General features: G+C 39.7%; 24 protein-coding genes and 2 tRNA genes. 17 read left to right on the top strand and 9 right to left on the bottom strand.

All coding sequences use genetic code 11. From position 1 onward, the window contains the following. Window positions 1–20: 20 nt before the first annotated feature. From E6C50_RS10160 to E6C50_RS10180, 5 genes are all read left to right on the top strand, one after another. Window positions 21–950, top strand: a complete 930-nt coding sequence (locus E6C50_RS10160; RefSeq protein ID WP_136403124.1) for a glucosamine inositolphosphorylceramide transferase family protein — start codon at window positions 21–23, stop codon at window positions 948–950. Next, window positions 932–2,005, top strand: coding sequence for a glycosyltransferase family 4 protein (locus E6C50_RS10165; protein ID WP_136403125.1), 1,074 nt, complete (start codon window positions 932–934; stop codon window positions 2,003–2,005). The genes E6C50_RS10160 and E6C50_RS10165 overlap by 19 nt, the downstream gene beginning before the upstream one ends. Then, a complete protein-coding gene (locus E6C50_RS10170) occupies window positions 1,995–3,344 on the top strand; it encodes an O-antigen ligase family protein (RefSeq protein WP_136403126.1) in 1,350 nt (449 codons plus the stop codon). The genes E6C50_RS10165 and E6C50_RS10170 overlap by 11 nt, the downstream gene beginning before the upstream one ends. Further along, window positions 3,313–4,329, top strand: coding sequence for a glycosyltransferase family 4 protein (locus tag E6C50_RS10175; RefSeq protein ID WP_136403127.1), 1,017 nt, complete (start codon window positions 3,313–3,315; stop codon window positions 4,327–4,329). Before E6C50_RS10170 ends, E6C50_RS10175 begins: the two co-directional genes overlap by 32 nt. Before the next feature lie 155 nt (window positions 4,330–4,484). Continuing rightward, window positions 4,485–5,834, top strand: coding sequence for a sugar transferase (locus tag E6C50_RS10180; protein ID WP_317128624.1), 1,350 nt, complete (start codon window positions 4,485–4,487; stop codon window positions 5,832–5,834). Between the two features lie 2 nt (window positions 5,835–5,836). Here the strand turns inward: E6C50_RS10180 and E6C50_RS10185 are convergent, their stop codons facing one another. Together E6C50_RS10185 and E6C50_RS10190 are read right to left on the bottom strand one after the other, a co-directional pair. Continuing rightward, window positions 5,837–6,958 carry a lipoprotein N-acyltransferase Lnb domain-containing protein gene (locus tag E6C50_RS10185; RefSeq protein WP_136403129.1) on the bottom strand — a complete coding sequence of 374 codons (1,122 nt, stop codon included), beginning with the start codon at window positions 6,956–6,958 and terminating at the stop codon, window positions 5,837–5,839. A gap of 18 nt (window positions 6,959–6,976) precedes the next feature. Next, window positions 6,977–8,047 (bottom strand): putative type IX sorting system protein PorV2, encoded by a 1,071-nt coding sequence (locus tag E6C50_RS10190; protein ID WP_449404234.1) that lies wholly within the window; start codon window positions 8,045–8,047, stop codon window positions 6,977–6,979. Between the two features lie 147 nt (window positions 8,048–8,194). Between E6C50_RS10190 and E6C50_RS10195 the strand changes: the two genes are divergently transcribed. Together E6C50_RS10195 and E6C50_RS10200 are read left to right on the top strand one after the other, a co-directional pair. Beyond that, window positions 8,195–8,944: a CDP-alcohol phosphatidyltransferase family protein gene (locus E6C50_RS10195; protein WP_136403130.1), complete on the top strand. Its 750-nt coding sequence runs from the start codon at window positions 8,195–8,197 to the stop codon at window positions 8,942–8,944. 4 nt (window positions 8,945–8,948) lie between these two features. After that, window positions 8,949–9,833 (top strand): glycoside hydrolase family 25 protein, encoded by an 885-nt coding sequence (locus E6C50_RS10200; protein ID WP_136403131.1) that lies wholly within the window; start codon window positions 8,949–8,951, stop codon window positions 9,831–9,833. Window positions 9,834–9,867: 34 nt separating this feature from the next. Here E6C50_RS10200 and lptB read toward each other — a convergent pair whose 3' ends face one another. The 4 genes from lptB to E6C50_RS10220 form a co-directional block, all read right to left on the bottom strand. Beyond that, on the bottom strand, window positions 9,868–10,608 hold the full coding sequence (lptB, locus tag E6C50_RS10205) for an LPS export ABC transporter ATP-binding protein (protein ID WP_136403132.1): 741 nt from the start codon (window positions 10,606–10,608) through the stop codon (window positions 9,868–9,870). 98 nt (window positions 10,609–10,706) lie between these two features. Then, a complete protein-coding gene (locus tag E6C50_RS10210; RefSeq protein WP_136403133.1) occupies window positions 10,707–11,051 on the bottom strand; it encodes a carboxymuconolactone decarboxylase family protein in 345 nt (114 codons plus the stop codon). A 2-nt stretch (window positions 11,052–11,053) separates the two neighbouring features. Continuing rightward, complete coding sequence (tatC, locus tag E6C50_RS10215) at window positions 11,054–11,872, bottom strand: twin-arginine translocase subunit TatC (protein ID WP_230978992.1); 819 nt, start codon at window positions 11,870–11,872, stop codon at window positions 11,054–11,056. Beyond that, window positions 11,872–12,837 carry a KpsF/GutQ family sugar-phosphate isomerase gene (locus tag E6C50_RS10220; protein ID WP_168732782.1) on the bottom strand — a complete coding sequence of 322 codons (966 nt, stop codon included), beginning with the start codon at window positions 12,835–12,837 and terminating at the stop codon, window positions 11,872–11,874. Before E6C50_RS10220 ends, tatC begins: the two co-directional genes overlap by 1 nt. Before the next feature lie 87 nt (window positions 12,838–12,924). Here E6C50_RS10220 and recQ point away from each other — a divergent pair, with 87 nt between their 5' ends. Next, window positions 12,925–15,120, top strand: coding sequence for a DNA helicase RecQ (gene recQ / locus E6C50_RS10225; RefSeq protein ID WP_136403134.1), 2,196 nt, complete (start codon window positions 12,925–12,927; stop codon window positions 15,118–15,120). An 81-nt stretch (window positions 15,121–15,201) separates the two neighbouring features. Here the strand turns inward: recQ and E6C50_RS10230 are convergent, their stop codons facing one another. Further along, complete coding sequence (locus tag E6C50_RS10230) at window positions 15,202–15,441, bottom strand: hypothetical protein (RefSeq protein ID WP_136403135.1); 240 nt, start codon at window positions 15,439–15,441, stop codon at window positions 15,202–15,204. Between the two features lie 129 nt (window positions 15,442–15,570). On the opposite strand from E6C50_RS10230, the gene E6C50_RS10235 reads away from it, so the two are divergent. Then, entirely contained in the window at window positions 15,571–17,133 is a 1,563-nt protein-coding gene (locus E6C50_RS10235; protein WP_136403136.1) for an NAD(P)/FAD-dependent oxidoreductase, read from the top strand. A 1-nt stretch (window position 17,134) separates the two neighbouring features. On the opposite strand, the gene E6C50_RS10240 is transcribed toward E6C50_RS10235, so the two are convergent. Both E6C50_RS10240 and E6C50_RS10245 read right to left on the bottom strand, forming a co-directional pair. Continuing rightward, on the bottom strand, window positions 17,135–18,076 hold the full coding sequence (locus tag E6C50_RS10240) for a S41 family peptidase (RefSeq protein WP_136403137.1): 942 nt from the start codon (window positions 18,074–18,076) through the stop codon (window positions 17,135–17,137). Window positions 18,077–18,141: 65 nt separating this feature from the next. Then, entirely contained in the window at window positions 18,142–18,618 is a 477-nt protein-coding gene (locus E6C50_RS10245; protein WP_136403138.1) for a GNAT family N-acetyltransferase, read from the bottom strand. A gap of 148 nt (window positions 18,619–18,766) precedes the next feature. Here E6C50_RS10245 and idi point away from each other — a divergent pair, with 148 nt between their 5' ends. From idi to E6C50_RS10285, 8 genes are all read left to right on the top strand, one after another. Continuing rightward, window positions 18,767–19,294 (top strand): isopentenyl-diphosphate Delta-isomerase, encoded by a 528-nt coding sequence (idi, locus tag E6C50_RS10250; RefSeq protein WP_136403139.1) that lies wholly within the window; start codon window positions 18,767–18,769, stop codon window positions 19,292–19,294. Between the two features lie 9 nt (window positions 19,295–19,303). Then, window positions 19,304–19,714, top strand: a complete 411-nt coding sequence (locus E6C50_RS10255) for a 6-pyruvoyl trahydropterin synthase family protein (protein ID WP_136403140.1) — start codon at window positions 19,304–19,306, stop codon at window positions 19,712–19,714. 1 nt (window position 19,715) lies between these two features. Continuing rightward, complete coding sequence (locus E6C50_RS10260) at window positions 19,716–20,171, top strand: peroxiredoxin (RefSeq protein WP_136403141.1); 456 nt, start codon at window positions 19,716–19,718, stop codon at window positions 20,169–20,171. A gap of 92 nt (window positions 20,172–20,263) precedes the next feature. Continuing rightward, window positions 20,264–21,232, top strand: coding sequence for a type I phosphomannose isomerase catalytic subunit (locus E6C50_RS10265; protein WP_136403142.1), 969 nt, complete (start codon window positions 20,264–20,266; stop codon window positions 21,230–21,232). A 56-nt stretch (window positions 21,233–21,288) separates the two neighbouring features. Continuing rightward, window positions 21,289–21,555: a hypothetical protein gene (locus tag E6C50_RS10270; protein WP_136403143.1), complete on the top strand. Its 267-nt coding sequence runs from the start codon at window positions 21,289–21,291 to the stop codon at window positions 21,553–21,555. 80 nt (window positions 21,556–21,635) lie between these two features. Further along, window positions 21,636–21,709: transfer RNA gene (locus tag E6C50_RS10275), tRNA-Thr, on the top strand. Between the two features lie 86 nt (window positions 21,710–21,795). Continuing rightward, window positions 21,796–21,869: transfer RNA gene (locus E6C50_RS10280), tRNA-Thr, on the top strand. A 652-nt stretch (window positions 21,870–22,521) separates the two neighbouring features. Beyond that, window positions 22,522–23,799 (top strand): hypothetical protein, encoded by a 1,278-nt coding sequence (locus tag E6C50_RS10285; RefSeq protein ID WP_136403144.1) that lies wholly within the window; start codon window positions 22,522–22,524, stop codon window positions 23,797–23,799. Window position 23,800: the final 1 nt, after the last annotated feature.

The raw sequence follows: 23,800 nt of genomic DNA on the forward strand, positions 1-23,800 counted from the left end.
TTAATTATAAAACTCCTTTTATGCAGTCGAAAGGAGGTCCGTGGTCCGTGGGTTTTGGTGAATCAACCGTGTTTCCACATAAAATTCCGATTGAAAAAGATCAAATGTACACTTTTGAACAGTTAAAAAAACAGGAAGACAGTACGACATTTCTGGCCGATCCGTTTTTTATAAAAGAAAAAGATACGTTCTATCTTTTTGTAGAACATAAAAAAACAAAACCCAACGGCGATATCGCGCTACTAACATCAACCGATGGCGTCAATTATAATTACAAAGGAGCGGTACTGACGGAAAAGTTTCATTTGTCGTATCCTCAGGTTTTTAAATATAAAAAGGAGTTTTATATGTTGCCCGAAACCAAAAGTGCCGGGCATGTATTGTTGTATAAAGCCGAGCGATTCCCGTATGGCTGGAAAGTTTGCGATACACTGATTAAAAACAGAGCGCTAAAAGATCCTTCGATTTATTTGTCGGATAGCCTTAATGTTTTGGTTGCATCTGATGATCATATGAATATGTATCTGTTTGAAGCAGACTCGCTCTTTGGAACATGGAAACCACACAAAAAGGAGGTCGCGCTTATGGGAACTGAAGCAAGAGCCGGTGGTCGCTTTTTTGCCGATAAAAAAGGCTTGTGGTTGCCGGTCCAAAATTCATCTGAAGGCTATGGTTTTGGGCTGTCATTATACCGTTTTAATTTTGCCAACAGAACGTATACCACGAAAAGAGCGTATCCGTTTTTTCTTAAAAAAAGCGAAACGATTAAAGAATTTAGCGCCGGTATGCACCAGCTCGATATACAGAAGGTTGATGGAAAATATTATTATGTTTACGATGGCAATCGGTTAGAAAGCAACAAACGGGAATTGAATATTAAAGGGCCGTTAAAATGGAATTATATCGATTTTAAAAACTGGATTTACCAACAATGCGGATTGTTCAATTAATTGATAGCCTCGAAATCGGAGGTGCCGAAAAAATGGCTGTAAGTTATGCCAATGCTTTATCGGCTGAAATTTCGTTTTCGGGACTTATCGCAACCCGGAAAGAAGGCGCTTTAAAAGACGAATTACAATCGGATGTTCCCTATTGGTTTGCCAACCGAAAATCTGTTTTGGATTTTAAAGCCTTGTGGCGAACGCGAACCTTTGTAAAAGAGCATAAGGTTTCAATACTACATGCCCATAGTAGTTCTTTTTTCTTTGCCGTATTGTTAAAAATAATTCAACCCTCTTTAAAAATTGTCTGGCATGACCATTATGGGTATAGTGATTTTGTATCGGAACGAAAAAATAAAAGGTTGTTACAATGGGCATCGTTCTTTTTTTACCGAATCATCGCTGTTAACGAAAAACTAAAAAACTGGTCCAAAAAGGAGTTGCATTGTAAAAAGGTAAAATACCTTCCTAATTTTGTAGCCGTAGTAGATAGCGAATCCGGAATTCGGTTACACGGAACGGAGGGGAAACGAATTCTTTGTCTGGCGAATTTAAGACCACAAAAAAATCATTGGCTGCTTTTAGAGGTGGCTAAAAATATAAAAAATAGCCATCCCGATTGGACATTCCATCTGGTTGGTAAAGATTTTAAAGATGCTTATTCGGAGCAGTTGCGGAAGCAGATTCATGCTTCTCAATTGCAACATACGGTTTTCCTATACGGCAGTGTGGCAGAAGTGGATGTGGTAATCCAACAGTCGGAAATTGGAATACTAACCTCCATTTCCGAAGGACTACCGGTTTCGTTACTGGAATATGGCTATTTTGGTTTGCCGGTGGTTGTAACAGCTGTAGGAGAAATTCCAACGGTAATTAACGGGACAAACGGCATTTTAATACCGGATGGCGATACCGGATCCTTTACCGAAGCGTTGCTCCAACTGATTGCAGATCCGGTAAAGCGTACAGAAATCGGAACGGCACTGCAAAAGGATATCAAACAGCATTATATAAAAGAATCCGTAGTACGGGATTATCTGAATTTTATCAGTAATGGGAACTAAAAAACAAACGACTTATATCGCTTTATTACTATTGCATATTGTGATAGGTGGTGTTATTTATGTAGTGCCGTTTTTAGCGGTATTACTAACCATGCTGACGTTTGTTTCCGGTTTGATCATCTTACTTAAAACCAGAAATAAAAATAACGAAGCCCTGTATTTGTCGGCCTATGTCGTGGGAATCGAAGTATTCCTGCGAATGACAAACGGTATGATTTTTAATGAATTCGGAAAGTATACGGTGATGATATTCCTGCTGATCGGAATGTTTTACACCGGTTTCTCCCGAAATGCATGGCCTTACTGGTTATTCCTTATTTTTTTAGTGCCGGGTATCATTGTTTCTACAGCCACCCTGTCGTATGAAACCAATATGCGTAAAGCCATCGCCTTTAATATATCCGGACCGGTTTGTCTCGGAATGGCGGCTATATATTGTTTTGACAGAAAAATAACCATAAGGGAATTGCGAAACCTGTTAACGACTTTTGCAATGCCCATAGTTACCGTAGTGACCTATCTGTTTTTGTATACACCCAGTGTACGGGATGTGGTAACCGGAACACAATCCAATTTTGAAACGTCCGGTGGTTTCGGTCCCAATCAGGTATCAACCATGTTAGGCTTTGGAACCTTTGTCTTTTTTAGTCAGTTTTTATTGAATTCGCCAACGCGGAGATTACAATTGATCAATATTGCGCTGACATTAATGACCGCCTATCGTGGAATTATTACGTTTTCCCGTGGAGGGATGATAACCGGATGTATCATGATCCTGTTATTGGTTATTATGACGTATTTTAAATTGAACAAAGAAGGACGTAGTAAAATGCTGGTGGTATTTATTTTTACCATATTGGCAAGCCTTAGCGTCTGGATTTACAGTTCCTATCAAACAAGCGGATTAATTGATAAACGGTATGCTAACCAGGATGCTCTGGGAAGAGAAAAAGAAAGTAAATTATCGGGTAGGGAAGAATTGATTAAAACGGAAATCCAAATGTTTGTGGATCATCCGTTTTTGGGAATTGGCGTCGGAAAAAATAAAGAATACCGACAGGAGTTAACCGGAATTGATCTGGCTACGCACAATGAAATTACACGAATGCTGGCAGAACACGGAATACTCGGAGTGATCAACCTGTTAATCCTCTTTATCGTACCGTTAGTGTTGAGTCTGGGGAACCGGAATCATATCTTTTTGTTTTGTTTTTTAGCCTTTTGGCTGTTCACGATTAACCATGCGGCCATGCGACTCGCCGCACCGGCTTTTATTTATGCTTTAACCTTATTAAAAGTATATCCCGATGACGAAAAAGATCCTTTACATCGGGAATAAACTGGCCGTTCATGGTCAGAATCCTACAACTATTGATACGCTTTCGGTTTTATTTGCCAAAGAGGGGTATCACATGGTCACGGCTTCGTCCCAAAAAAATAAAATACTGCGAATAGTCGATATGGTGCTAACGGTCCTAAAAAACGCGCGCTCGGCCGATTTTGTGATCATAGATACCTACAGTACGTTCAATTTTTGGTATGCGTTTATCGTGAGTCAGGTTTGCAGAATAGTTCGCTTACAATACATTCCGTATCTGCATGGTGGCGATTTACCGAAACGCTTGCAGCAAAACCCGAGATTATGCCGGATGATTTTTGATCACGCCTATAAAAACGTAGCACCGTCGGCCTATCTGATCGAACAGTTCCGACAAAAGAATGTGCCAGGTCTGATACAAATTCCAAATCTGATCGAGCGGGAGCGATATATTTTTAAACAACGAAATGTAATCAAACCCCGTTTGCTTTGGGTACGGGCATTCGCCGCAATTTACAATCCTAAAATGGCGGTCGATGTAGCCGTATCGTTACAGGAAAGATACCCGGAAACGACTTTATGTATGGTTGGCCCGGACAAAGACGGAAGTCTGGATGAAGTAAAAGCCTATGCCGATTTAAAAGGTGTGGCTGTTGCGTTTACCGGGAGATTATCAAAAGCCGGATGGACAAACCTGGCTGCTGATTATGACATTTTTTTAGCAACGTCTCATTTCGACAATATGCCGGTTAGCGTAATGGAAGCGATGGCTTTGGGCTTACCGGTTGTCGCTACAAATGTTGGTGGAATTCCGTTTTTGGTTGATAAAGATGGTGAGGCGCAACTGGTTGCCGATGGTGATATTGATGCGATGGTTGAGGCTATTCAGAAGTTAATCGAAAATCCGGATATAGCTCAAAAACAAATCGAAAATGCCTACCGTAAAGTCGAACGTTTTGACTGGAAAGAAATCAAAAAGCAATGGAAGCGATTGTTTGAGTATTAGTAATATTATTGTATGTTTGTTCTATTAAATAAAGATTAATTCTAAAAAAAACAACTGTAAGCTGTTTTAATTATATAAAAGCTTGTTTTTTTGTAGAAATACATTTCCCCCACATGAGCAGCAAAAAAATACATTTTGAAATTTCTGAAAGGAAAGTGCTTTTGCGTTTAATAGATGTTTTCGCTGTTTTTGCTGCCTTATATTTTTTGACGGTTACGTTTAAATTTCATTATTTTTCATTTAAAGAATCATCGCTCGGTTCCATACTTTTTCTGGGACTTTACATTAACCTGTTCGGAACTATTTTCGAAATGTATAACCTACAGGTGGCCAGTAATCAGTTTCAAATTGTTAAAAGTACCATATTAACGACTTGTATGACGGTGTTTTGCTATTTGCTGACTCCTGTTTTTACGCCGATATTACCGTCTAACCGTTTACAGATCATTTACTTCTTTTTTGCAATATTGCTGAGCCTGTTTGCCTGGCGGTTTTTTTACCTGCATTTTCTGGCCTCTCATCGTTTTGTGAAAAGAGTGGTTTTTGTGTGCAGTCGCGATACTATTGCGCAATTGGCACTCGAATTGGGGAAAGCCGATCCACATTATGAAATTGCCGGATTTGTTTCTTCTGAAAGTCTGGTTGTTGAAAATAAAAATACCGACGGTTTCCAGGAAATCAACTTTGCCGAATTGGAGTTTTTTGTGAAAAAACATTCGGTTGCCGAGGTGGTTATTGCTCTAAAAGGGACGAAACCGATCGCCCCCGATGTTTACCAACAGTTGCTGAATCTGCTCGAAAAAGGGGTGGTGATACGGGAATATATGCAGGTATACGAACACGCTACGCAACGGTTACCAATATTATATGCCGAAAAGGATTTTTACAGGTTGTTTCCCTTTAGCCGTAGTAATCACAATCGTTTGTATCTGATTGTAATGCGCGGTTTTGAAATTCTGTTTTCTGTTTTAGGGCTGTTATTTGGTTGTCTGTTGTTACCTATTGTTTGTATCGGAAATGCAATTAGTAATAAAGGACCATTGTTTTATACACAGGAAAGGGTTGGGAAAAACGGTATTCCGTTTCGGATTTATAAATTCCGTTCTATGATAACCAACGCCGAACAGCATGGTGCCGTTTTTGCAAAAGCAAATGATGTTCGGATAACGCCTTTCGGGAAATTCCTGCGTCGCTCCCGTATCGATGAATTTCCACAGTTTATTAATGTGTTAAAAGGTGATATGGCAGTCATTGGGCCACGTCCGGAACGTCCGGTTTTTGTGGATGCAATTTCTCAAAAAATGCCGTTTTATCAGATCCGGCATATTATAAAACCGGGGCTTACCGGTTGGGCTCAGGTGAATTATTCCTATGGGGAAAGTATTGAAGACAGTATGGTAAAACTGCAATACGACTTATACTACATTAAACATCGAAGTGTTTTTCTCGATGTGAATATTATCATTAAAACGCTGAGTACCGTTTTATTTTACAGAGGACAATAAAATTATAGCTTTTCTTTCCGAATCAAGCGGACTAATAGCGCAGTGTTTGCCAGGATAATCGGAAGCATTAACAGGAAATGGTCTTTGTTAAAAGCATAACCAATAAATGCCAGCATCGAAACAAAACAAGTATAGGCACTGATTTGGAATCCTTTTTTGTTTTTAACAATTAAAAAGAATAAAGAGATCAGGAATATTGGGCTGATCACCAAAGTGTTGTAGTTGGCCGATACTTCTTCGTGGAAGGAATAAAAGCCAACCAATGCGAAAAACAAGCCCATTAATCCCATAATCGCCAAGTAGCCAATCGCAACCGGCTTTTTGTGAGCAAACGCCACAAATAACGCCAGAGCTGCTATAAAAGTATAAATGTTATTCCAAAGAGAACCCGATGTTTCCGAAGGTTGTTGCTGGTATACGGTAACGGTTTCAGAAGCCAAAGGTATCGTACCTGTTTTAGTTTTGGAAACGCCGTCCATCAATTCCAATGGAAGAAATAATTTATCCGACTGTTTGTCGACTTTAGCTCCGAAAATAAGATTGATTCCCAGTTTTTCATAAAAACTATTCGCCAGATAGGAATTTAATATCGTACGATAGTCTTCTTTAGTATCCGGAATATCGGTGCTGATAGCCGTTTTTAGTAAGCTGTTGATCCGTTCGGCTACCATAGTGGTGCAGTTACGGTCAATAAATTTATAGGTGTAGAATTTCTGATCGGATGAAAGTACGGCTACCAAATCATTGATCAACTGTTGTTTCTGTTCCGGTGTCAGGTTTAATTTTTGCTCGTAAACCGTACGGTTTTCATATTGGTAGTTCTGAATAAATTCATCATACGAACCGGTGGCGACAAAGTATTGCATATCGCCTTTTACAAACTTCATATAAAAATTAGGCGTACTAAAATCGAAGGCACCATAGTTAAAAACCACATCCACACCATTTTGTAGGTTGTGAATCCGTAGTGCCGTATGTCCGAAAAGAGAATGCAACTGACTCCCGGAACCACAGGTTAACAAGCTGACTTCTGTTTGTTCGGATACTAATAAATTGGTTTGTGCGGAGCTAGTAGACGTGAACAGTAAAAATAAAGTCAGAATCGAAAGAGTAAAGGAACGCATGGTTTTTACGGTGTTAAGTTATCTGCTGAAAATGCCTAAATCAACTTTTAAGGAAAAAATATTGGAATACAAAGCCACACTCTGATCGCCAATATCGGTTAACGCATAATCAACCTGGATGCCTTTGTATTTAAAGCCAAGGCCAAGGTTGGGTTGGAAATTCAGCTTTTCGGAATTGTCTATTTGTTTTACATTTTGGAAATTACCCACGCCGGCACGTAAAAAAACAAGGTCGGTATAACCAAATTCAAAACCGGCTGCCGGATCGATACTTACTGCATTGGTCGAAATAATATCGTTGGTCCGGGCAAAGCGCATGTTAAGTTGCGTTGCTGCCAGAATGCTGTAATCGTAGCGGATGATAAATTTTTTGGAAAGACCAAGTTGTAATTTCGGAAGGGTAATCTCAGTGGTTTCCGGAGCCTCCTGATTCTCGCCCGGTACGGCATCTTTTATTTTGTTGTAGGCATCTTCGTCGATGGTCCATACGTTATAAGTAGTAGTAATATCGCGAACCATCAAACCTACTTTCCAATCATTTTTTTCGTATTGGATTCCCAGATCAAAACCAAATCCCCAGGAACTGGCAAAATCTCCGATAATACGACGGATAATCTTAGCATTTACACCATAATTAAAACCGTCTAACGGTAAGGCACGGGCATAGGAAAAAGTTAAACCGTAATCGGCCGCCGAAAACAAGCTGATCCGGTTGTAGTCAATATTTCCCTGACTGTCAATTAATTGGGTGGTATTGAGAATGTCGTCAACCCCAAAACGGATCAGGGATACACCCAAAGCACTGCGTTCGTCAATCTTCATCGCAAAACCGGCATAATCATACTGCGCTATGTTGGCAAAGTAACTGGCATGCATCAAACCAATCTGTTTTCCTTCTACTTTTAGCAGTCCGGCTGGATTCCAATATCCGGAATTGACATCGGCACTGTGGGCTACAACAGCATTGGCCATACCCAAAGCAGCAGCATCCACACCAATATTCATAAATTCGTTGGAATACTTTCTAATGGACTGACTGTAAGAAAGAAACTGAAATAAAAGAAATAATAGTAATAAGGTTTTTTTCAAAGCCGTTTATTTTATACAAATATGAAATAAAAATCTCAAATACTAAACTCTATTTTGTATTAACTTATTGTATTACCTTTGTCATAAAATTTGTAATTTGGTCTCTTGTGACGAGAGTTTCAAGACCTCCTAAAAAACGAAATCTATATGTCTGTAAAGAAACACATTCCCAATGTTATTACGCTTTTAAATCTTTCTGCCGGAATCTTTGCTTTGATTCATGCTTTTAACGGAAATTATAACGAAGCCTTTTCCTGTGTTTGTGTGGGTATATTTTTTGATTTTTGGGATGGCTTTTTTGCCCGGATGCTAAAAGTGCAAAGTCCGCTTGGCGTGCAATTGGATTCTTTGGCCGATATGGTGACCAGTGGTGTCGTTCCGGGTGTGGTGATGTATAAAATGCTGGCCGATATTCAGGAAAATCAACCCGATTATAACCTGACACCGGAAACCTTCTATATGGGAATTGTACCGTACCTTGGATTTTTAATCACGTTAGGATCGTGCTACCGATTGGCGAAGTTTAATATCGATACGCGTCAGACCGATTCGTTTATCGGATTGCCAACACCGGCCAATGCCTTATTGATCATGAGCTTACCGATGATTTTATTCGATAATCAGTTTGAAGCGCTTTCCAACTTGTTGAGTAATCCATATGTTTTAGTAGGAATCAGCTTGTTTAGTACCTATATTCTAAATGCCGAAATTCCTTTATTTTCATTAAAAGTGAAATACTTTAGCTGGGCGAATAATAAAATACAAATACTGTTTATGGTGGTTTCGGCCTTATTCCTGATCTTCTTCCAGTATTTGGGGATTCCGATGATCATTTTGTTTTATGTGTTGCTTTCGGTCATCACAAATAACCTAAACAAAGGAGTCAAAGCCGTTTAAGTACATGAAGAGGCGTACTGCTCCGCGAAAAAAGACAGCCGTATCCCGGAATTACAAAGCAAAAGCCAAATCTAAAAAAGGCTTTTCGACCGGGAAGATCATTTTATATGCAGCTGCCGTTGCTTTGGCAATTACTCTGGTTGCAACGGTCTACCAATATCGCAACGGTTTTCTCTATTATCTGGGATTTAAAACCGATAAAGTAGCCGGAAAGTTAAGTGCTGAGGAACGTAAAATAGCCGATGTCCGTATTTTTGAAATCCTTAGTCGGCATGATACGAAACTGGTCGGTTTTGATGTGTCCGAATATCAGGATAAAATTGATTGGGAAGTGATCGATAAAATGGAAGGGGAGTTTCCGCTTAGTTTTGTCTTTATTCGTTCCACGGCCGGAAATAACTATGTCGACGGTCGGTTTGAAGAAAACTGGGCAGCAGCTAAAAAGAATCATTTTGTCCGCGGTGCATACCACTATTACCGACCCAATGAAAACTCACTGGAACAGGCAGAATTGTTTATCAAAACGGTAAAACTGCAAAAGGGCGATTTTCCTCCGGTCTTGGATATTGAAAAACTTCCGGATGGGCAATCGATGGATAGCCTGAAAGTAGGTTTAAAACGTTGGCTAAAACGAGTGGAACGCCATTATAAAGTAAAACCGATTATCTATTCCGGCGAAAGCTATTATAAAGATTTTTTAAAAGACGAGTTTAAAGGCTATCAATTCTGGATTGCCAATTATAACTTTTTTGTCGAAAATATAAAAGACGAATGGCTGTTGTGGCAGTTTACCGAACAAGCCGAAGTTGACGGTATAAAAGGTTTGGTGGATATCAATGTTTTTAATGGGAATGGCGAAGATCTCCGGGCGATTACGATCAAAAAATAAAGGGTTATCATTTGATAACCCTTTATTTTTATATTTAAAATTCTAATTTCTTACGACGTAATTCGAAGTTTTGTCCGAGGTATACTTTTCGTACCATTTCGTCTTCGGCCAATTCTTCCGGTACACCGGCTTTTAGAATTCCACCTTCAAACATCAGATAGGTTTTGTCGGTAATAGCAAGGGTTTCCTGTACGTTGTGATCGGTAATCAGGATTCCGATGTTTTTATTTTTTAGCTGCGCTACAATACGCTGAATGTCTTCTACCGCTACCGGGTCGACACCAGCAAAAGGTTCGTCCAATAGAATAAATTTAGGATCGGTGGCCAGCGCACGTGCGATTTCAGTACGACGTCGTTCTCCTCCGGAAAGTAAATCCCCACGGTTGGTACGAATGTGTTGTAAGCTGAATTCATCAATTAGTGATTCCATTTTGGCTTCCTGTTCCTTTTTGGATAATTTAGTCAGTTGCAGTACGCTCATAATGTTGTCTTCGATGCTTAACTTTCTGAAAACGGAAGCTTCCTGAGCCAAATAACCAATGCCGTTTTGTGCCCGTTTGTACATCGGGAAGTCGGTAATGTTCATGTCGTCCAGGTAAATGTTACCGCTATTCGGTTTTACCAATCCTACGATCATGTAGAAAGAAGTGGTTTTTCCGGCACCGTTCGGACCTAATAATCCTACGATTTCTCCTTGGTTCACTTCTACGGAAATGCCCTTTACAACGCTTCTTTTCTTGTAGGTTTTGATTAGGTTTTCAGCTCTTAATTTCATTCTTATAGTCGTATAAAATTGCGTAAGGTCGTGTGTTATGCCTTATAAGCGCCTTGCAAATAAACAAATAAAGGCGTAAATGCGGAATAAATTAACAATTAATTAGTTTCTAAAGCTTCCCAGAATTCGTATGCACGTCGCAAATGTGGAATAACAATGGTTCCGCCAACCAAGGTGGCGATTCCCATGGCTTCCATCATTTCTTCACGGGTGATTCCGTTTTTATAGGCTGTTTCCAGATGGTATTTGATACAGTCGTCACAACGCAGTACGGCCGATGCGACCAATCCCAATAATTCTTTTGTTTTAACATCCAAAGCACCTTCCATATAGGCATTGGTGTCCAGGTTAAAGATGCGTTTGATGATCTTGTTGTTGTCGTTTAACAACTTTTCGTTCATTTTAGAACGGTAATCGTTGAATTCCTGTACTAAATTGGCCATGGTTATGAGTTTTTCAGTTCTTCTTTCTTAGTTACAAATTTGGAGATAAAGATGCTCAGTTCGTATAAGATTACCAGCGGAATGGTAACGATCATCTGGCTGATGACATCCGGAGGTGTTACTATGGCAGCAATGATCAAAATTATTACGTAGGCATATTTTCGGTAGGTTCTTAAAAAGCTCGGAGAGACAATGCCTAATCGTGAAAGGAAATAAATTACAATTGGTAATTCGAAAACCAGTCCGGTCGATAGCGACGTGGATTTTACCAATCCAATATAGGACTGAATGTCGATTGAGTTAACAACGAATTTACTAATGGTCAGATTGGCCAGGAAGTTAATCGACAATGGTGTGATGACAAAATAACCGAACATCACGCCGAGGAAGAAAAGCAGTGACGATACGAAAATAAAGTATCGGGCGTTGCGTTTTTCTTTTTCGTATAAAGCCGGGCTTATAAATTTCCATAGTTCCCATAAGATAAACGGGAAGGCAAGGATAAATCCAACGGTTATTGAAGTCCAGATCAACATCGCAAACTGACCTTCCATCGTACGGTTTTGTAGTTCAAACGGAAGTTCGGTCATACAGAAACTTTGATCCAGGTCGTATTTCTGAGCTAATTCACAGAAAAAGCGGTAGGTTACAAAATTACCGTCTTTCGGGCCGAATATAACGGAGTCAAAAATAAAATCACTGTAATAATAGGCTACGCATCCACCCACTAAAATGGCAATCGTACTTCGTATCAGGAGCCAGCGGAGTTCTTCCAAATGATCCAGAAACGACATTTCTTTCATGCTTTTTTTCTTTCCCATTAGATAATCCCTTCTTTTAAAATGTCGTGAATATGTATGATGCCGATATAGTGTCCTTCGTTTGCAACAACCAGCTGTGTGATGGAATTGTTTTCCATGATGTTAAAAGCATCAACAACCATATCGGTAGGTTTGACCATTTTCGGGTTTTGGGTCATAATGTCTTTTGCGGTCAGATCGCCAAAAGAATCTCTGTTGTTTAGCATTCTTCGGATGTCACCGTCAGTGATAATACCGATGATTTTGCTGTTTTCGACTACGGCGGTTACGCCCAATCGTTTTTCGGAGATTTCCATAATCACGGTTTTGATGCTGGCGTCCGGACTAACCACCGGTTTATGAGTCGCGTCCAGCATATCGCTTACGCGAAGCAGTAATTTTTTACCCAAGGCGCCACCGGGATGGTATTTGGCAAAATCCTCACTTTTAAAATTGCGGAGTTCCATCAGGCATACGGCCAGCGCATCACCCAAAACCAACTGTGCGGTCGTACTGTTGGTTGGTGCCAGATTATTCGGGCAGGCTTCGGCTTCAACATAGGCGTTTAAAACATAATCGGATTCTTTTGCCAGGAAAGATGACGTACTGGCGGTCATTCCGATCAAAGGGTTTCCGAAGCGTTTTAACAACGGAACCAGAACTTTTATTTCCGGGCTGTTTCCGCTTTTGGAAATGCAAATCACTACATCGCCGGGTTGTACCATTCCTAAATCGCCATGTATCGCTTCGGCGGCATGCAGGAACATCGATGGGGTACCGGTGGAGTTCAGTGTTGCTACTATTTTGGTAGCGATAATCGCGCTTTTTCCGATGCCGGTTACCACCAGGCGTCCGCGGCTATTGTAGATCAGGTTTACGGCTTTTGCAAAATCGTCGTCCAGGTAGTTGATCAGATTTGCAATGCTCTCACTTTCAGATTGTATGGTTTTTCTGGCTGTAGCCAAAATGCTTTCGATAGTGCTCAAATCAGAAGTTTTATAAAATTTGTGTGTATGAAAGATTTTTGTATCTTTATATTCTGCAAATTTATGTAAAATACTGTATAATAAATAATGAAACTAACCGAAATTGACTTGCACAAAGAGTTAAAAAAGTATTTTGGTTTTAACCAATTCAAAGGTTTACAGGAGGACGTTGTTCGAAGTATTATTACAGGTAATAACACTTTTGTTATCATGCCTACCGGTGGTGGAAAATCCCTATGTTACCAGTTGCCGGCATTGGTGTTAGAAGGAACTGCAATCGTCGTTTCACCGTTGATTGCCTTAATGAAGAATCAGGTCGATGCTATTCGAAGCTTGTCTTCTGAAGCAGGTGTTGCCCACGTTTTGAATTCTTCACTGACAAAAACAGAAATTAATCAGGTAAAAAAAGACATTACTTCCGGATTGACGAAGCTGCTGTATGTGGCCCCCGAATCGTTGACCAAAGAAGAATATGTCCACTTTTTACGGGAAGTTCCCTTGTCGTTTGTAGCTATTGATGAAGCCCACTGTATTTCCGAATGGGGACATGATTTCCGACCGGAATACCGCAATCTTCGCAATATCATCAAACAACTCGGTGATGTGCCGGTGATCGGTTTAACCGCTACGGCAACTCCTAAAGTTCAGGAAGATATTCTAAAAAACCTGGACATGACTGATGCCAATACTTTTAAAGCGTCTTTTAACCGTCCGAATCTGTTTTATGAAGTGCGTACCAAAACGAAAAATGTCGAATCCGATATCATTCGTTTTATCAAACAACATAAAGGAAAATCGGGGGTTATTTACTGTCTTAGCCGTAAAAAGGTTGAGGAAATTGCTCAGGTATTACAGGTAAACGGTGTCAGCGCTGTACCGTATCATGCCGGACTGGATGCCAAAACCAGAGCCAAGCATCAGGATATGTTCCTGATGGAGGACGTGGAAGTGGTGGTGGCAACCATTGCTTTCGGTATGGGAATCGATAAGCCGGATGTGCGCTATGTGATCCATCACGATATTCCGAAATCACTCGAGAGTTACTATCAGGAAACCGGTAGAGCTGGACGTGACGGTGGCGAAGGGCATTGTGTGGCGTATTACTCGTATAAAGATATCGAGAAACTCGAAAAATTCATGTCGGGAAAACCCGTAGCCGAACAGGAAATTGGTTTTGCGTTGTTACAGGAAGTTGTGGCCTACGCCGAAACGTCGATGTCACGTCGTAAGTTCCTGTTGCATTATTTCGGAGAAGAATTCGACGAAGTAAACGGAGAAGGTGCCGATATGGACGATAATGTTCGCAATCCGAAAAAGAAAATCGAAGCACAGGATCAGGTGGTGACACTACTGGAAATCGTTCGCGATACCAAACAGTTGTATAAATCCAAAGAAATCATATTTACGCTGATCGGTAAGATTAATGCAATAATTAAAGCGCATAAGACCGATGCACAGTTGTTTTTCGGAAAAGGAAAAGACTTTGAAGAAAAATACTGGATGGCACTTATTCGTCAGGTTTTGGTCGACGGTCTTTTGTCGAAAGATATTGAAACCTACGGGGTTTTAAAACTAACGTCAAAAGGGGAGGATTTTATTAAAAATCCAGGTTCGTTTTTGATGTCGGAAGACCATGAATATAACGAGTCGGATGATGAAACCGTAGTGACCGCTTCCAAATCATCGGGAACGGCAGATGAAACCCTGATGGGAATGCTGAAAGACCTGCGTAAAAAAGTAGCTAAAAAAATCGGAGTGCCGCCATTTGTGGTATTTCAGGATCCTTCGCTCGAAGACATGTCTTTAAAATATCCGATCAACCTGGATGAACTCAGTAATGTTCACGGTGTTGGTGAAGGGAAAGCTAAAAAATACGGGAAAGAATTCGTGGAACTGATCGCCCGTTATGTGGAAGATAACGATATCGTTCGTCCGGACGATCTTGTTGTAAAATCAACGGGAGCCAATTCGGCCTTAAAACTGTATATTATTCAGAATATCGACCGGAAATTGTCGCTAAATGATATTGCCGCATCAAAAGGGCTGGATATGGATGCACTGTTAAAGGAAATGGAGCAGATCGTATATTCCGGAACCAAATTGAATATCAAATATTGGATCGATGATATATTGGATGATGATCAACAAGAAGAGATTCACGAGTATTTTATGGAATCCGAATCCGATAATATTAAGGATGCCTTAAAAGAATTCGACGGCGATTATGATACTGAAGAGTTGCGACTGATGCGAATTAAGTTTATCAGCGAGGTAGCCAATTAAAAAAGAATATTTTTAGATAGTACACCTGACAGGTTTCCAAAACCTGTCAGGTGTTTTTTTATGGGAAAGTGTTTTTTGTTTTTATTCGGAATACAATTCGCCGCGGTGTGGTTTTAGTGCATCGCGAACCGAAATCATGTTTTCGTCGGTTACGACCATATAGGCAATGGCATACATTTCGTTAAGTATTTCAAACCCGGTAATGGATAATGGTAGTTTTTCCATTGCGATATATTCTTTTAAATGAATCTCGTGGTGTTCGGCCGTTTTGGCTGCAGCCGGTCCGCGAAAATCCCAAATCAGTTTTATTTGTCTGGACATTGTTTTTTATATTTAAACAACAAAATTACAAAGGATAATTTAGCTGTAAAACTGAAAAATGGATCGGGAGGAATCATTTCGGTTCCAAATCACTATTTTTGCAGTCTGATTTAAAATCAAATCCATAAAATGCCAAGAGAATTACAAATACAGGTTGCTCCGGATGTAGCAGCAAATCAGGAATTATTGCAGCAACATATTGCCAGGTTGGTACAGAGCAATGTTTCGGATATTCAGCATGTTTCGATAGTAAAACGTTCTATCGATGCGCGTCAGCGTTCGGTGAAAATCAATCTGAAAGTAGCGGTGTATTTTACGGATGAAAAATTTACGGAAATCAAAATCGATTTGCCGGATTATAAAAATGTAACCAATGCTCAGGAGGTAATTGTTATTGGCGCAGGTCCTGCCGGACTTTTTGCCGCTTTGCAATTAATCGAACTGGGATTGTGTCCGGTTCTTATTGAAAGAGGAAAAGATGTTCGCGGTAGACGTAGGGATTTAAAAGCAATCAACCGGGATCATATTGTAGATGAGGATTCCAATTATTGTTTTGGAGAAGGTGGTGCTGGAACTTATTCGGATGGGAAATTATATACCCGTTCGAAAAAAAGAGGGGATGTAAACCGTATTCTGGAATTGTTGGTGGCCTATGGTGCTTCATCGGATATTTTGGTTGAAGCGCATCCGCATATCGGAACCAATAAATTGCCGAAAATTATTCAGGATATACGGGAAAAGATCATTGAATGCGGTGGAAAAGTCTTGTTCGAAACCCGTGTTACCGATATTCTGGTAAAAAATAATGAAGTGTACGGTGTGGAAATCCATACCGGTGAACAGTTGTTGGCACAAAAGATTATACTGGCTACGGGACATTCGGCTCGCGATATTTTCGAATTATTAGATCGGAAAAAAATCCTGATCGAAGCCAAGCCGTTTGCTTTGGGGGTTCGGGCAGAGCATCCGCAATCCTTAATCGATAGTATTCAGTATTCCTGTGATTTTAGAGGTGAATTTTTGCCTCCGGCGCCATATTCAATCGTAAAGCAGGTAAATGGCCGTGGCATGTATTCTTTTTGTATGTGTCCGGGTGGTGTTATCGCGCCTTGTGCTACCAGTCCGGGCGAAGTGGTAACCAATGGATGGTCGCCTTCCAAAAGGGATCAGGAAACCGCAAATTCCGGTATTGTAGTCGAATTAAAACTGGAAGATTTTAAGCCGTTTGCTAAATTCGGTGCTCTGGCGGGAATGGAATTTCAAAAAGCCATTGAGCAAAAAGCATGGCATTTGGCCGGAGAAACCCAAAAAGTACCGGCGCAACGGATGGTCGATTTTACACAACATAAAGTATCAACGTCTATTCCGAAAACATCCTATGTTCCGGGAACGACTTCTGTGGAATTGGGACAGGTGTTTCCAGGATTTTTAACGCAGATTATGCGTGAAGGTTTTGTCGATTTCGGAAAGTCGATGAAAGGTTATCTGACGAATGAGGCGATTTTACACGCGCCGGAAAGTCGTACGTCTTCACCAGTTCGTATTCCGCGTGATAACGAAAGCTTGGAGCATTTACAAATTAAAGGACTCTATCCTTGTGGCGAAGGTGCCGGATATGCGGGTGGAATTATTTCTGCTGCTATCGATGGTGAAAAATGCGCCCTAAAAGTTGCAGAAAGTATAGCACGTTAATTTATTTTGAATCTTTAAGCCATGTTATGGCTTTTGAAACGACCTGATCGGACGAAACTTCCGCATCGGGAGCGATCGCATCTTTGTATGCCGTTTTGTTGCGATCGGCAAAATAACCGGTTGTAAACGAAATCGTAGCGCCGTCCGAAAGGATATAGGTCTCGTTTAGTGACGAAGCACCATAGGTTTTGGTTCCGAAGCTTTTGGTTTTTGGTCGGCCTTTAAAAGCAACTACAATTGCTTCTCCCGAATTTTGGGTTTTACCATCGGTTAGTATGGCAACTGGAGCACTGCTGTTTTTTAACTTGTAAAATTCGTGCAGGTCTTCTACAAGTGTTTTTCCGTAAAATATTTTTCCGTTTTCACTAATCCACGGTTCTTCATTGGTGTCATTTATAAAATAACCAACGGTTCCGTTGCCTAAAACAGGCGCAATCGCAGCCAACATCGGACTAATGGAGCTACTGTTGTTGCCTCTCAAATCTACAATCCAACCCTTGGTAGGTTGCTTGTCTTGTTCGATAATTTGTTGGATTAATTGCTGACGGTACATTTCGATCTCATCTTCGTCTTTCGGGCAATTGCCGAGATACAAATAACCAATGTCTTTTGGAATTACTCCTGATGGTAGTTCCGGAGTTGTCTCATTGTCGGTTTCTTCCGGCTCGGACGTGTTAAAAGAGCTATGGCGATCTTTTAATAATTGTAGGGCATAGCTAACCGAAGCATGAGCTTCCTGTATTGTTGCTGCTTTTCCGGCATGCGCCAATACATCGGTTCTGAATTTAGTCCAGTCGATGTGTTTCCGATTGACCGATTTGGTTTCGAGTAATGTGATCACTTCATTTAGATAGTTTTTTGCTTCCGGGGAAATTGATTGTTCTTTCTCTTTACAACCGGAAAATAATGTTGCGATAACGACTAAAATGAATAATGACCTCATGGCGGAATTTTAAATTACCGGTAAAGATACTATAACTGTGATCGGTAATAACAGGCTTTAACGCTTTATTCAGATTCTGGTTTGTCAATAGCATGATGTAACGGGCGCTCCATTTGAACCAAATCAAAACCGATATCCCAGTAATCTTTTACGATAGCTGTGGTTTCAAAACCAAATTTCTGATAAAACGGATAAACCAATTGTGAGGTTCGTACGGATATCAGATCAATTCCTTCAATCGACTGGATTTGTTGAATTCGGAATCGGGTTAATGCCGATCCCAATCTTTTGCCCTGACTTTCGGGGTTAAAAAGATCCCAGGATATCTTGGCTGTTTTACGATCTTCGGTGAGATTAAATCCGCCGGAACCCAATACTATACCATCAACTTCAACCACAAAATAATATTCCCGGTGATGGTCCAGGTATTCCGCGAAATCGGCCTCTTCGCTGGGTGCAAAATAATCGGGAATGTTTCGCTTTAAAAGCGACATAAGCTGTGGCTTGTCGCTATGCTGATACGGACGAATCTGAATATTCATTTGCTTTTGGTTTGACATTGCGATGTGAAGGTACTCAGAAAAAGTGTTAAATTATCGGAAAATACAACTCTTTTTTAGTGTCGGCAGCGGTGATCGAAAGCGATATAAACCGTTTCTTTTTTGTATTTTTGGCAGGTAATCCGAAGCTATGACAGAAGAGAAAGTAATATTAGTAAACGAAAAAGACGAACCCATAGGATTGATGCCGAAAATAGAGGCGCATGAAAAAGCGTTGTTGCACCGTGCCTTTTCGGTTTTTGTGCTGAACGATAAAAACGAAATCATGTTACAGCAACGGGCGCATCATAAATACCATTCGCCGTTATTATGGACCAATACCTGTTGCAGTCATCAACGGGAAGGGGAAAATAATATCCAGGCCGGATCGCGTCGATTACAGGAAGAAATGGGATTTACAACCGAGTTAAAAGAGCTTTTTTCCTTTATCTATAAAGCGCCTTTTGATAATGGATTGACAGAACATGAACTGGATCATGTGATGATTGGGTATTATAATGAAGTACCGCAAATTAACCCGGACGAAGTAGAAAACTGGAAATGGATGACCATTGAGGCGGTTAAAGAAGATATGGAACTACATCCGGAAATCTATACGGTTTGGTTTAAAATCATCTTCGATAAGTTTTACCATTATCTGGAAGCACATAAAGTTTAAAATAAAAACATGAGAGTAACTGTTAGCCGTAAAGCCCATTTTAATGCCGCCCACCGATTGTATCGTAAAGATTGGACCTTCGAAAAAAACCAGGCCGTTTTTGGAAAATGCAACAATCCCAATTACCACGGGCATAACTATGAACTTATTGTAAGTGTTACCGGTGAAATCGATCCGGAAACCGGTTATGTTATGGATCTTGGCGAATTGGCTGCTATTATTCATCGGGAAGTGGAAGAACGATTGGATCATAAAAACCTGAATCTTGATGTGCCGGAATTTGAAAACCTGAATCCCACTGCCGAGCATATCGCTGTTGTCATATGGGATAAGCTCCGAAAAGAAATAGCAACCGATAAGGATTTAGAAGTGGTGCTTTATGAAACACCAAGAAATTTTGTAACCTATAACGGAAAATAAGATGAGCATAAAAGTGGGCGACCGTATTCCGGAATTTCAAACGACAGATGCTAATGGCGCTGTTTTTTCGATAAATACTCTTTTGGGTAAAAAACCACTGGTGCTCTATTTTTATCCCAAAGACGATACACCTGGTTGTACCAAAGAAGCCTGTGCTTTCCGGGATAGTTATGAAGACTTTTCCGATTTGGGAGCTGAAATAATCGGAATAAGCGGCGATAGTAGTACTTCGCATCAGAAATTTGCCAGTCGCTATAAACTCCCTTTTATTTTGTTGGCTGATAAAGGAAATGTAATCCGAAAACAATTTGGGGTTCCGACAAATTTGCTAGGGCTATTACCGGGACGGGTAACCTACATTGTAGACCGTGCCGGAATTGTTCGTTTGGTGTTTAATAGTAGGAATGCAAGTCAACATATGCCTAAAGCACTTGAAGCAATCCGATCGATGAAATAAGTTTTTTTAACGTAGCTAATAAAAGTTTGTATTGGTTAATTACAAAACTTTTTTGCATTTTTGCTGATCTAATAATATGAATTAATAGCTTTATGGCAATAGATTGGTATCCGTTATTATTTTCCCCCATTTTAAAAGAAAGAATTTGGGGAGGTACCAAATTATCGTCCTTGCTTTATAAAGATATCGTATCGCAAACTACTGGCGAAAGCTGGGAGATTTCTACAGTTCCCGGTGATATCAGTATCGTTAGAAACGGTCAGCTTGCGGGAAAATCACTGGAAGAGTTGCTGTATATCGATCCGAAGGCTTTGTTAGGAAACAAGGTGTATCAAAAATTCGGAACTACCTTTCCTTTATTATTTAAGTTTTTGGATGCTAAAGAGGATTTGTCGATTCAGTTGCATCCCAATGATGAACTGGCGCGTATCCGTCACAATTCCTTCGGAAAAACCGAAATGTGGTATGTCATGCAGGCCGATCCTGATTCTCGGATTATCGTAGGATTTGATAAAGAAGCGTCTCCGGAAGAATACCTGTACCATCTGGAACATAAAACGCTTACTAAAATACTGAAAGAAATAAAAGTGGCTCCCGGGGATGTTTTTTTTCTCGAAACCGGAACCATTCATGCGATAGGTGCAGGAATCGTCATCGCAGAAATACAGCAAACATCTGATATTACTTATCGTGTATATGATTGGGATCGCGTTGATGCCGAAGGAAAATCACGGGAATTGCATATTGACCTGGCATTGGATGCGATCGATTATACGGTGTCAAATGCAAAATGTGAGTATGCTAAAATTGTAAATACCTCCAATCCGATAGTCGACTGTCCGTATTTTACAACGAGATTTATTCCGTTGGATGGGGAACTTGTTTTTCAAAAAACAACTGATTCCTTTACGGTTCTGGTTTGTACAGAAGGGACTTTTTCTATTCGGGCGAATGGAACGATGATGACTTTTCAAAAGGGTGATGCCGTGTTAATTCCGGCCATAATGACCGATTTTGAGCTTAACGGAACTGCTTCATTATTAGAAATATTCATTTCTTAATATGTAATCAAAAGAATAGTTGTAATTTTGCCATCGAAATTTTAAACATTAGAAAAATGGCAAGCGTTAGAAATTTAAAAAAAGACATCAATTACGTTTTAGGTGATATTATCGAAGCAGTTTACATTTGGGAGATGACGACCACTGGTAAACCAACTGAAACTTCAGATGCTTTGGTAACGGAAGCGATCGCAACATTCGATAATTTGGTAACAAAAGTGAACCAAAAAAATGTTGAAAATAAAAAAGCGCATTTTAAGCAAATTAATAAAGAATTAGAAGAGGCTGCAAATCAGTTGGTTGATAAAGTTAACGCGCTGTAGTCTGAAAAATCAATAAAAAGTGCTCAAAAAATATTTGGAAGTTTCAAAAACAGCCTTATATTTGCATCCGAATTGAGACCGCCGGTGTAGCTCAGCTGGCTAGAGCAGCTGATTTGTAATCAGCAGGTCGTGGGTTCGAGTCCCTCCATCGGCTCAATTTTTTTGCCACTTTTTGTGGTTGTACTGAAAAATAAAATACAGGATTTTTTTAATTTTCTGTATTTAAAACTGATTTGAGACGCCGGTGTAGCTCAGCTGGCTAGAGCAGCTGATTTGTAATCAGCAGGTCGTGGGTTCGAGTCCCTCCATCGGCTCAATCATCTACTTTAAGCCACTTGAAGAGAGTGGTTTTTTTATTTATAAAGGTTTAAGGGATTACCGTAAGGTAATCCCTTTTGTTTTTTATAGCTGTTTCAAAACGAAACAGCTATAAAATTGATGATAATCCGGGCTGAATTCTGTCTTTCAATCAAGTCCCGATTTTTTGCTTGTTCTAAGTAAAAGGTACTTCAGAAATTGTTTATTAATGGTCTGTCATTGTCCTTAGATTGCTTTTTTTTTCTTTTTTTCTTTTGCTAGATTTGACTTTATCATGTATTTAAAAAAGTAAAGTCGCGATAAAATTTTAAGAGGATACGTCTTAAAGTTCTTCATTTTTTATAAAATTTTTCCTCCCTTTTAAACGGTTTACAATTCCCAAAAAGTAAAATAACAGATGATGATAAAGACAGCTATCGTTTGATTAGCCTCTTTTGTCTTAATCCTGTTTGAATATATAAATACAGTTTATGCTGCTACTGGCTGATGCAATTCTTTTGGATTTCTTTTGAATTATTTCATTTGCGAAATGTACAGACAAAAATAAGTACTGAGAGTATTGTTGAACGGTATCCAGCTGAATTGTAGCCAAAAATATTAATCCCATTCTTTGATAGCAACATAGTAATAATATTTAAAATAAGAAAAATGAAAAAACAACAACTTTTAGGAGTGACTTTTATTTTGTTATTAGTTTCCAATGTTAATGCGCAAGATACCGCTGCATCAGGTAATTCTTACGATAGTTTTGTGAACAGTGCAGGTTGGTCATGGACCATAGATGATAAGAATAATATCCCGTACAATAGAGAAAAAGGTTTTAGGTGGTGGCATAATGGGGGAAATAATTTTTCAGATTTATTGATGCGATTGAGAGAGGTTAATGACAACAACAGGTATACCAAAATGCTTGAGTTGCCAACCTCGCATCAAAATGCGATGCTTTCCCTCTCGGCAAATGATCATGGTTCAGCCTTGTCAGATGAATCTGTTTTTCCATTTATTTTTTTAAGAGCAGGAGAAGCACGAACGGCTATATTTTATGGAAAAGACAATTTTTTGAATTTTACAATTAATCCTAAGTCGCCAATATGTACTGCCACTTTTTCCTATTCAAGTGGTTTTCGTTTTATGGATTCAGAAGGAGCCGATATCTGCGGGAACCCAAATTCATACGGAAAAGAATTGATGCGAATTTCAAGAGATGGAGATGTAGGAATAAACACCACAAAACCTGCGTGTAAATTGCATGTTAGAGGTGTTTTTATGGTAGAAGACCCAGGTGTAATGGATGGAGAAAGGAATAGTCTCGTATTTAATGCGGTCCCGCAAAGAGCTACTATACTTAGTACAGGTGATGATGAAGGGATGTTTATAGAATCACAAACAGGTAATAAAATAACTATTGGAGATTATAATGATGATGTTATGTTAAAATCAAGCAGGATTATCTGTGATAACGGTACAATGACCGATGATGTATTCATGTCGGTTAACACGATGAACCATGTTAAGAATGCAGCGTTAACAGTTGCTGGAACTACTTATATTGGTCCCAAAGCAGATTTAGCAGCTGAAGGGAAATTATCAAAATTCAATGAGAACTATTTATCCAAGTATTGCCTTTGGGTCGAAAAAGGTGTTGTTTCAGAAGACTTTGCATTCGCCGGTGTGGATAGATGGCAGGATTGTGTTTTTAATTCTGACTATGATTTGCTGCCTTTAGAAGAAGTTAAGTCTTTTATCGATCAGAATAAACATTTACCTGATGTGCCTTCCGAAAAGAGTATAAAAGAAAATGGGTATACGGCTCATCAAATGAATATGATTTTTATGCAGAAAATAGAAGAACTAACACTATATACTATTAGTTTACACGAAAAAATAAAAGAAATGGAACAAGAAAGAGCCAATTATAAACAATAAT

Source organism: Flavobacterium supellecticarium, from assembly GCF_004801375.1.
GTDB lineage: Bacteria > Bacteroidota > Bacteroidia > Flavobacteriales > Flavobacteriaceae > Flavobacterium > Flavobacterium supellecticarium.

What these genes read in the sequence shown, in the direction of transcription:
- E6C50_RS10160 (WP_136403124.1), top strand. Translation starts at nt 21, where the DNA reads ATGCAGTCGAAAGGAGGTCCGTGGTCCGTGGGTTTTGGTGAATCAACC.
- E6C50_RS10165 (WP_136403125.1), top strand. Translation starts at nt 932, where the DNA reads ATGCGGATTGTTCAATTAATTGATAGCCTCGAAATCGGAGGTGCCGAA.
- E6C50_RS10170 (WP_136403126.1), top strand. Translation starts at nt 1,995, where the DNA reads ATGGGAACTAAAAAACAAACGACTTATATCGCTTTATTACTATTGCAT.
- E6C50_RS10175 (WP_136403127.1), top strand. Translation starts at nt 3,313, where the DNA reads ATGACGAAAAAGATCCTTTACATCGGGAATAAACTGGCCGTTCATGGT.
- E6C50_RS10185 (WP_136403129.1), bottom strand. Translation starts at nt 6,958, where the DNA reads ATGCGTTCCTTTACTCTTTCGATTCTGACTTTATTTTTACTGTTCACG.
- E6C50_RS10195 (WP_136403130.1), top strand. Translation starts at nt 8,195, where the DNA reads ATGTCTGTAAAGAAACACATTCCCAATGTTATTACGCTTTTAAATCTT.
- E6C50_RS10200 (WP_136403131.1), top strand. Translation starts at nt 8,949, where the DNA reads ATGAAGAGGCGTACTGCTCCGCGAAAAAAGACAGCCGTATCCCGGAAT.
- lptB (WP_136403132.1), bottom strand. Translation starts at nt 10,608, where the DNA reads ATGAAATTAAGAGCTGAAAACCTAATCAAAACCTACAAGAAAAGAAGC.
- E6C50_RS10210 (WP_136403133.1), bottom strand. Translation starts at nt 11,051, where the DNA reads ATGGCCAATTTAGTACAGGAATTCAACGATTACCGTTCTAAAATGAAC.
- tatC (WP_230978992.1), bottom strand. Translation starts at nt 11,872, where the DNA reads ATGGGAAAGAAAAAAAGCATGAAAGAAATGTCGTTTCTGGATCATTTG.
- recQ (WP_136403134.1), top strand. Translation starts at nt 12,925, where the DNA reads ATGAAACTAACCGAAATTGACTTGCACAAAGAGTTAAAAAAGTATTTT.
- E6C50_RS10230 (WP_136403135.1), bottom strand. Translation starts at nt 15,441, where the DNA reads ATGTCCAGACAAATAAAACTGATTTGGGATTTTCGCGGACCGGCTGCA.
- E6C50_RS10235 (WP_136403136.1), top strand. Translation starts at nt 15,571, where the DNA reads ATGCCAAGAGAATTACAAATACAGGTTGCTCCGGATGTAGCAGCAAAT.
- E6C50_RS10240 (WP_136403137.1), bottom strand. Translation starts at nt 18,076, where the DNA reads ATGAGGTCATTATTCATTTTAGTCGTTATCGCAACATTATTTTCCGGT.
- E6C50_RS10245 (WP_136403138.1), bottom strand. Translation starts at nt 18,618, where the DNA reads ATGAATATTCAGATTCGTCCGTATCAGCATAGCGACAAGCCACAGCTT.
- idi (WP_136403139.1), top strand. Translation starts at nt 18,767, where the DNA reads ATGACAGAAGAGAAAGTAATATTAGTAAACGAAAAAGACGAACCCATA.
- E6C50_RS10255 (WP_136403140.1), top strand. Translation starts at nt 19,304, where the DNA reads ATGAGAGTAACTGTTAGCCGTAAAGCCCATTTTAATGCCGCCCACCGA.
- E6C50_RS10260 (WP_136403141.1), top strand. Translation starts at nt 19,716, where the DNA reads ATGAGCATAAAAGTGGGCGACCGTATTCCGGAATTTCAAACGACAGAT.
- E6C50_RS10265 (WP_136403142.1), top strand. Translation starts at nt 20,264, where the DNA reads ATGGCAATAGATTGGTATCCGTTATTATTTTCCCCCATTTTAAAAGAA.
- E6C50_RS10270 (WP_136403143.1), top strand. Translation starts at nt 21,289, where the DNA reads ATGGCAAGCGTTAGAAATTTAAAAAAAGACATCAATTACGTTTTAGGT.
- E6C50_RS10285 (WP_136403144.1), top strand. Translation starts at nt 22,522, where the DNA reads ATGAAAAAACAACAACTTTTAGGAGTGACTTTTATTTTGTTATTAGTT.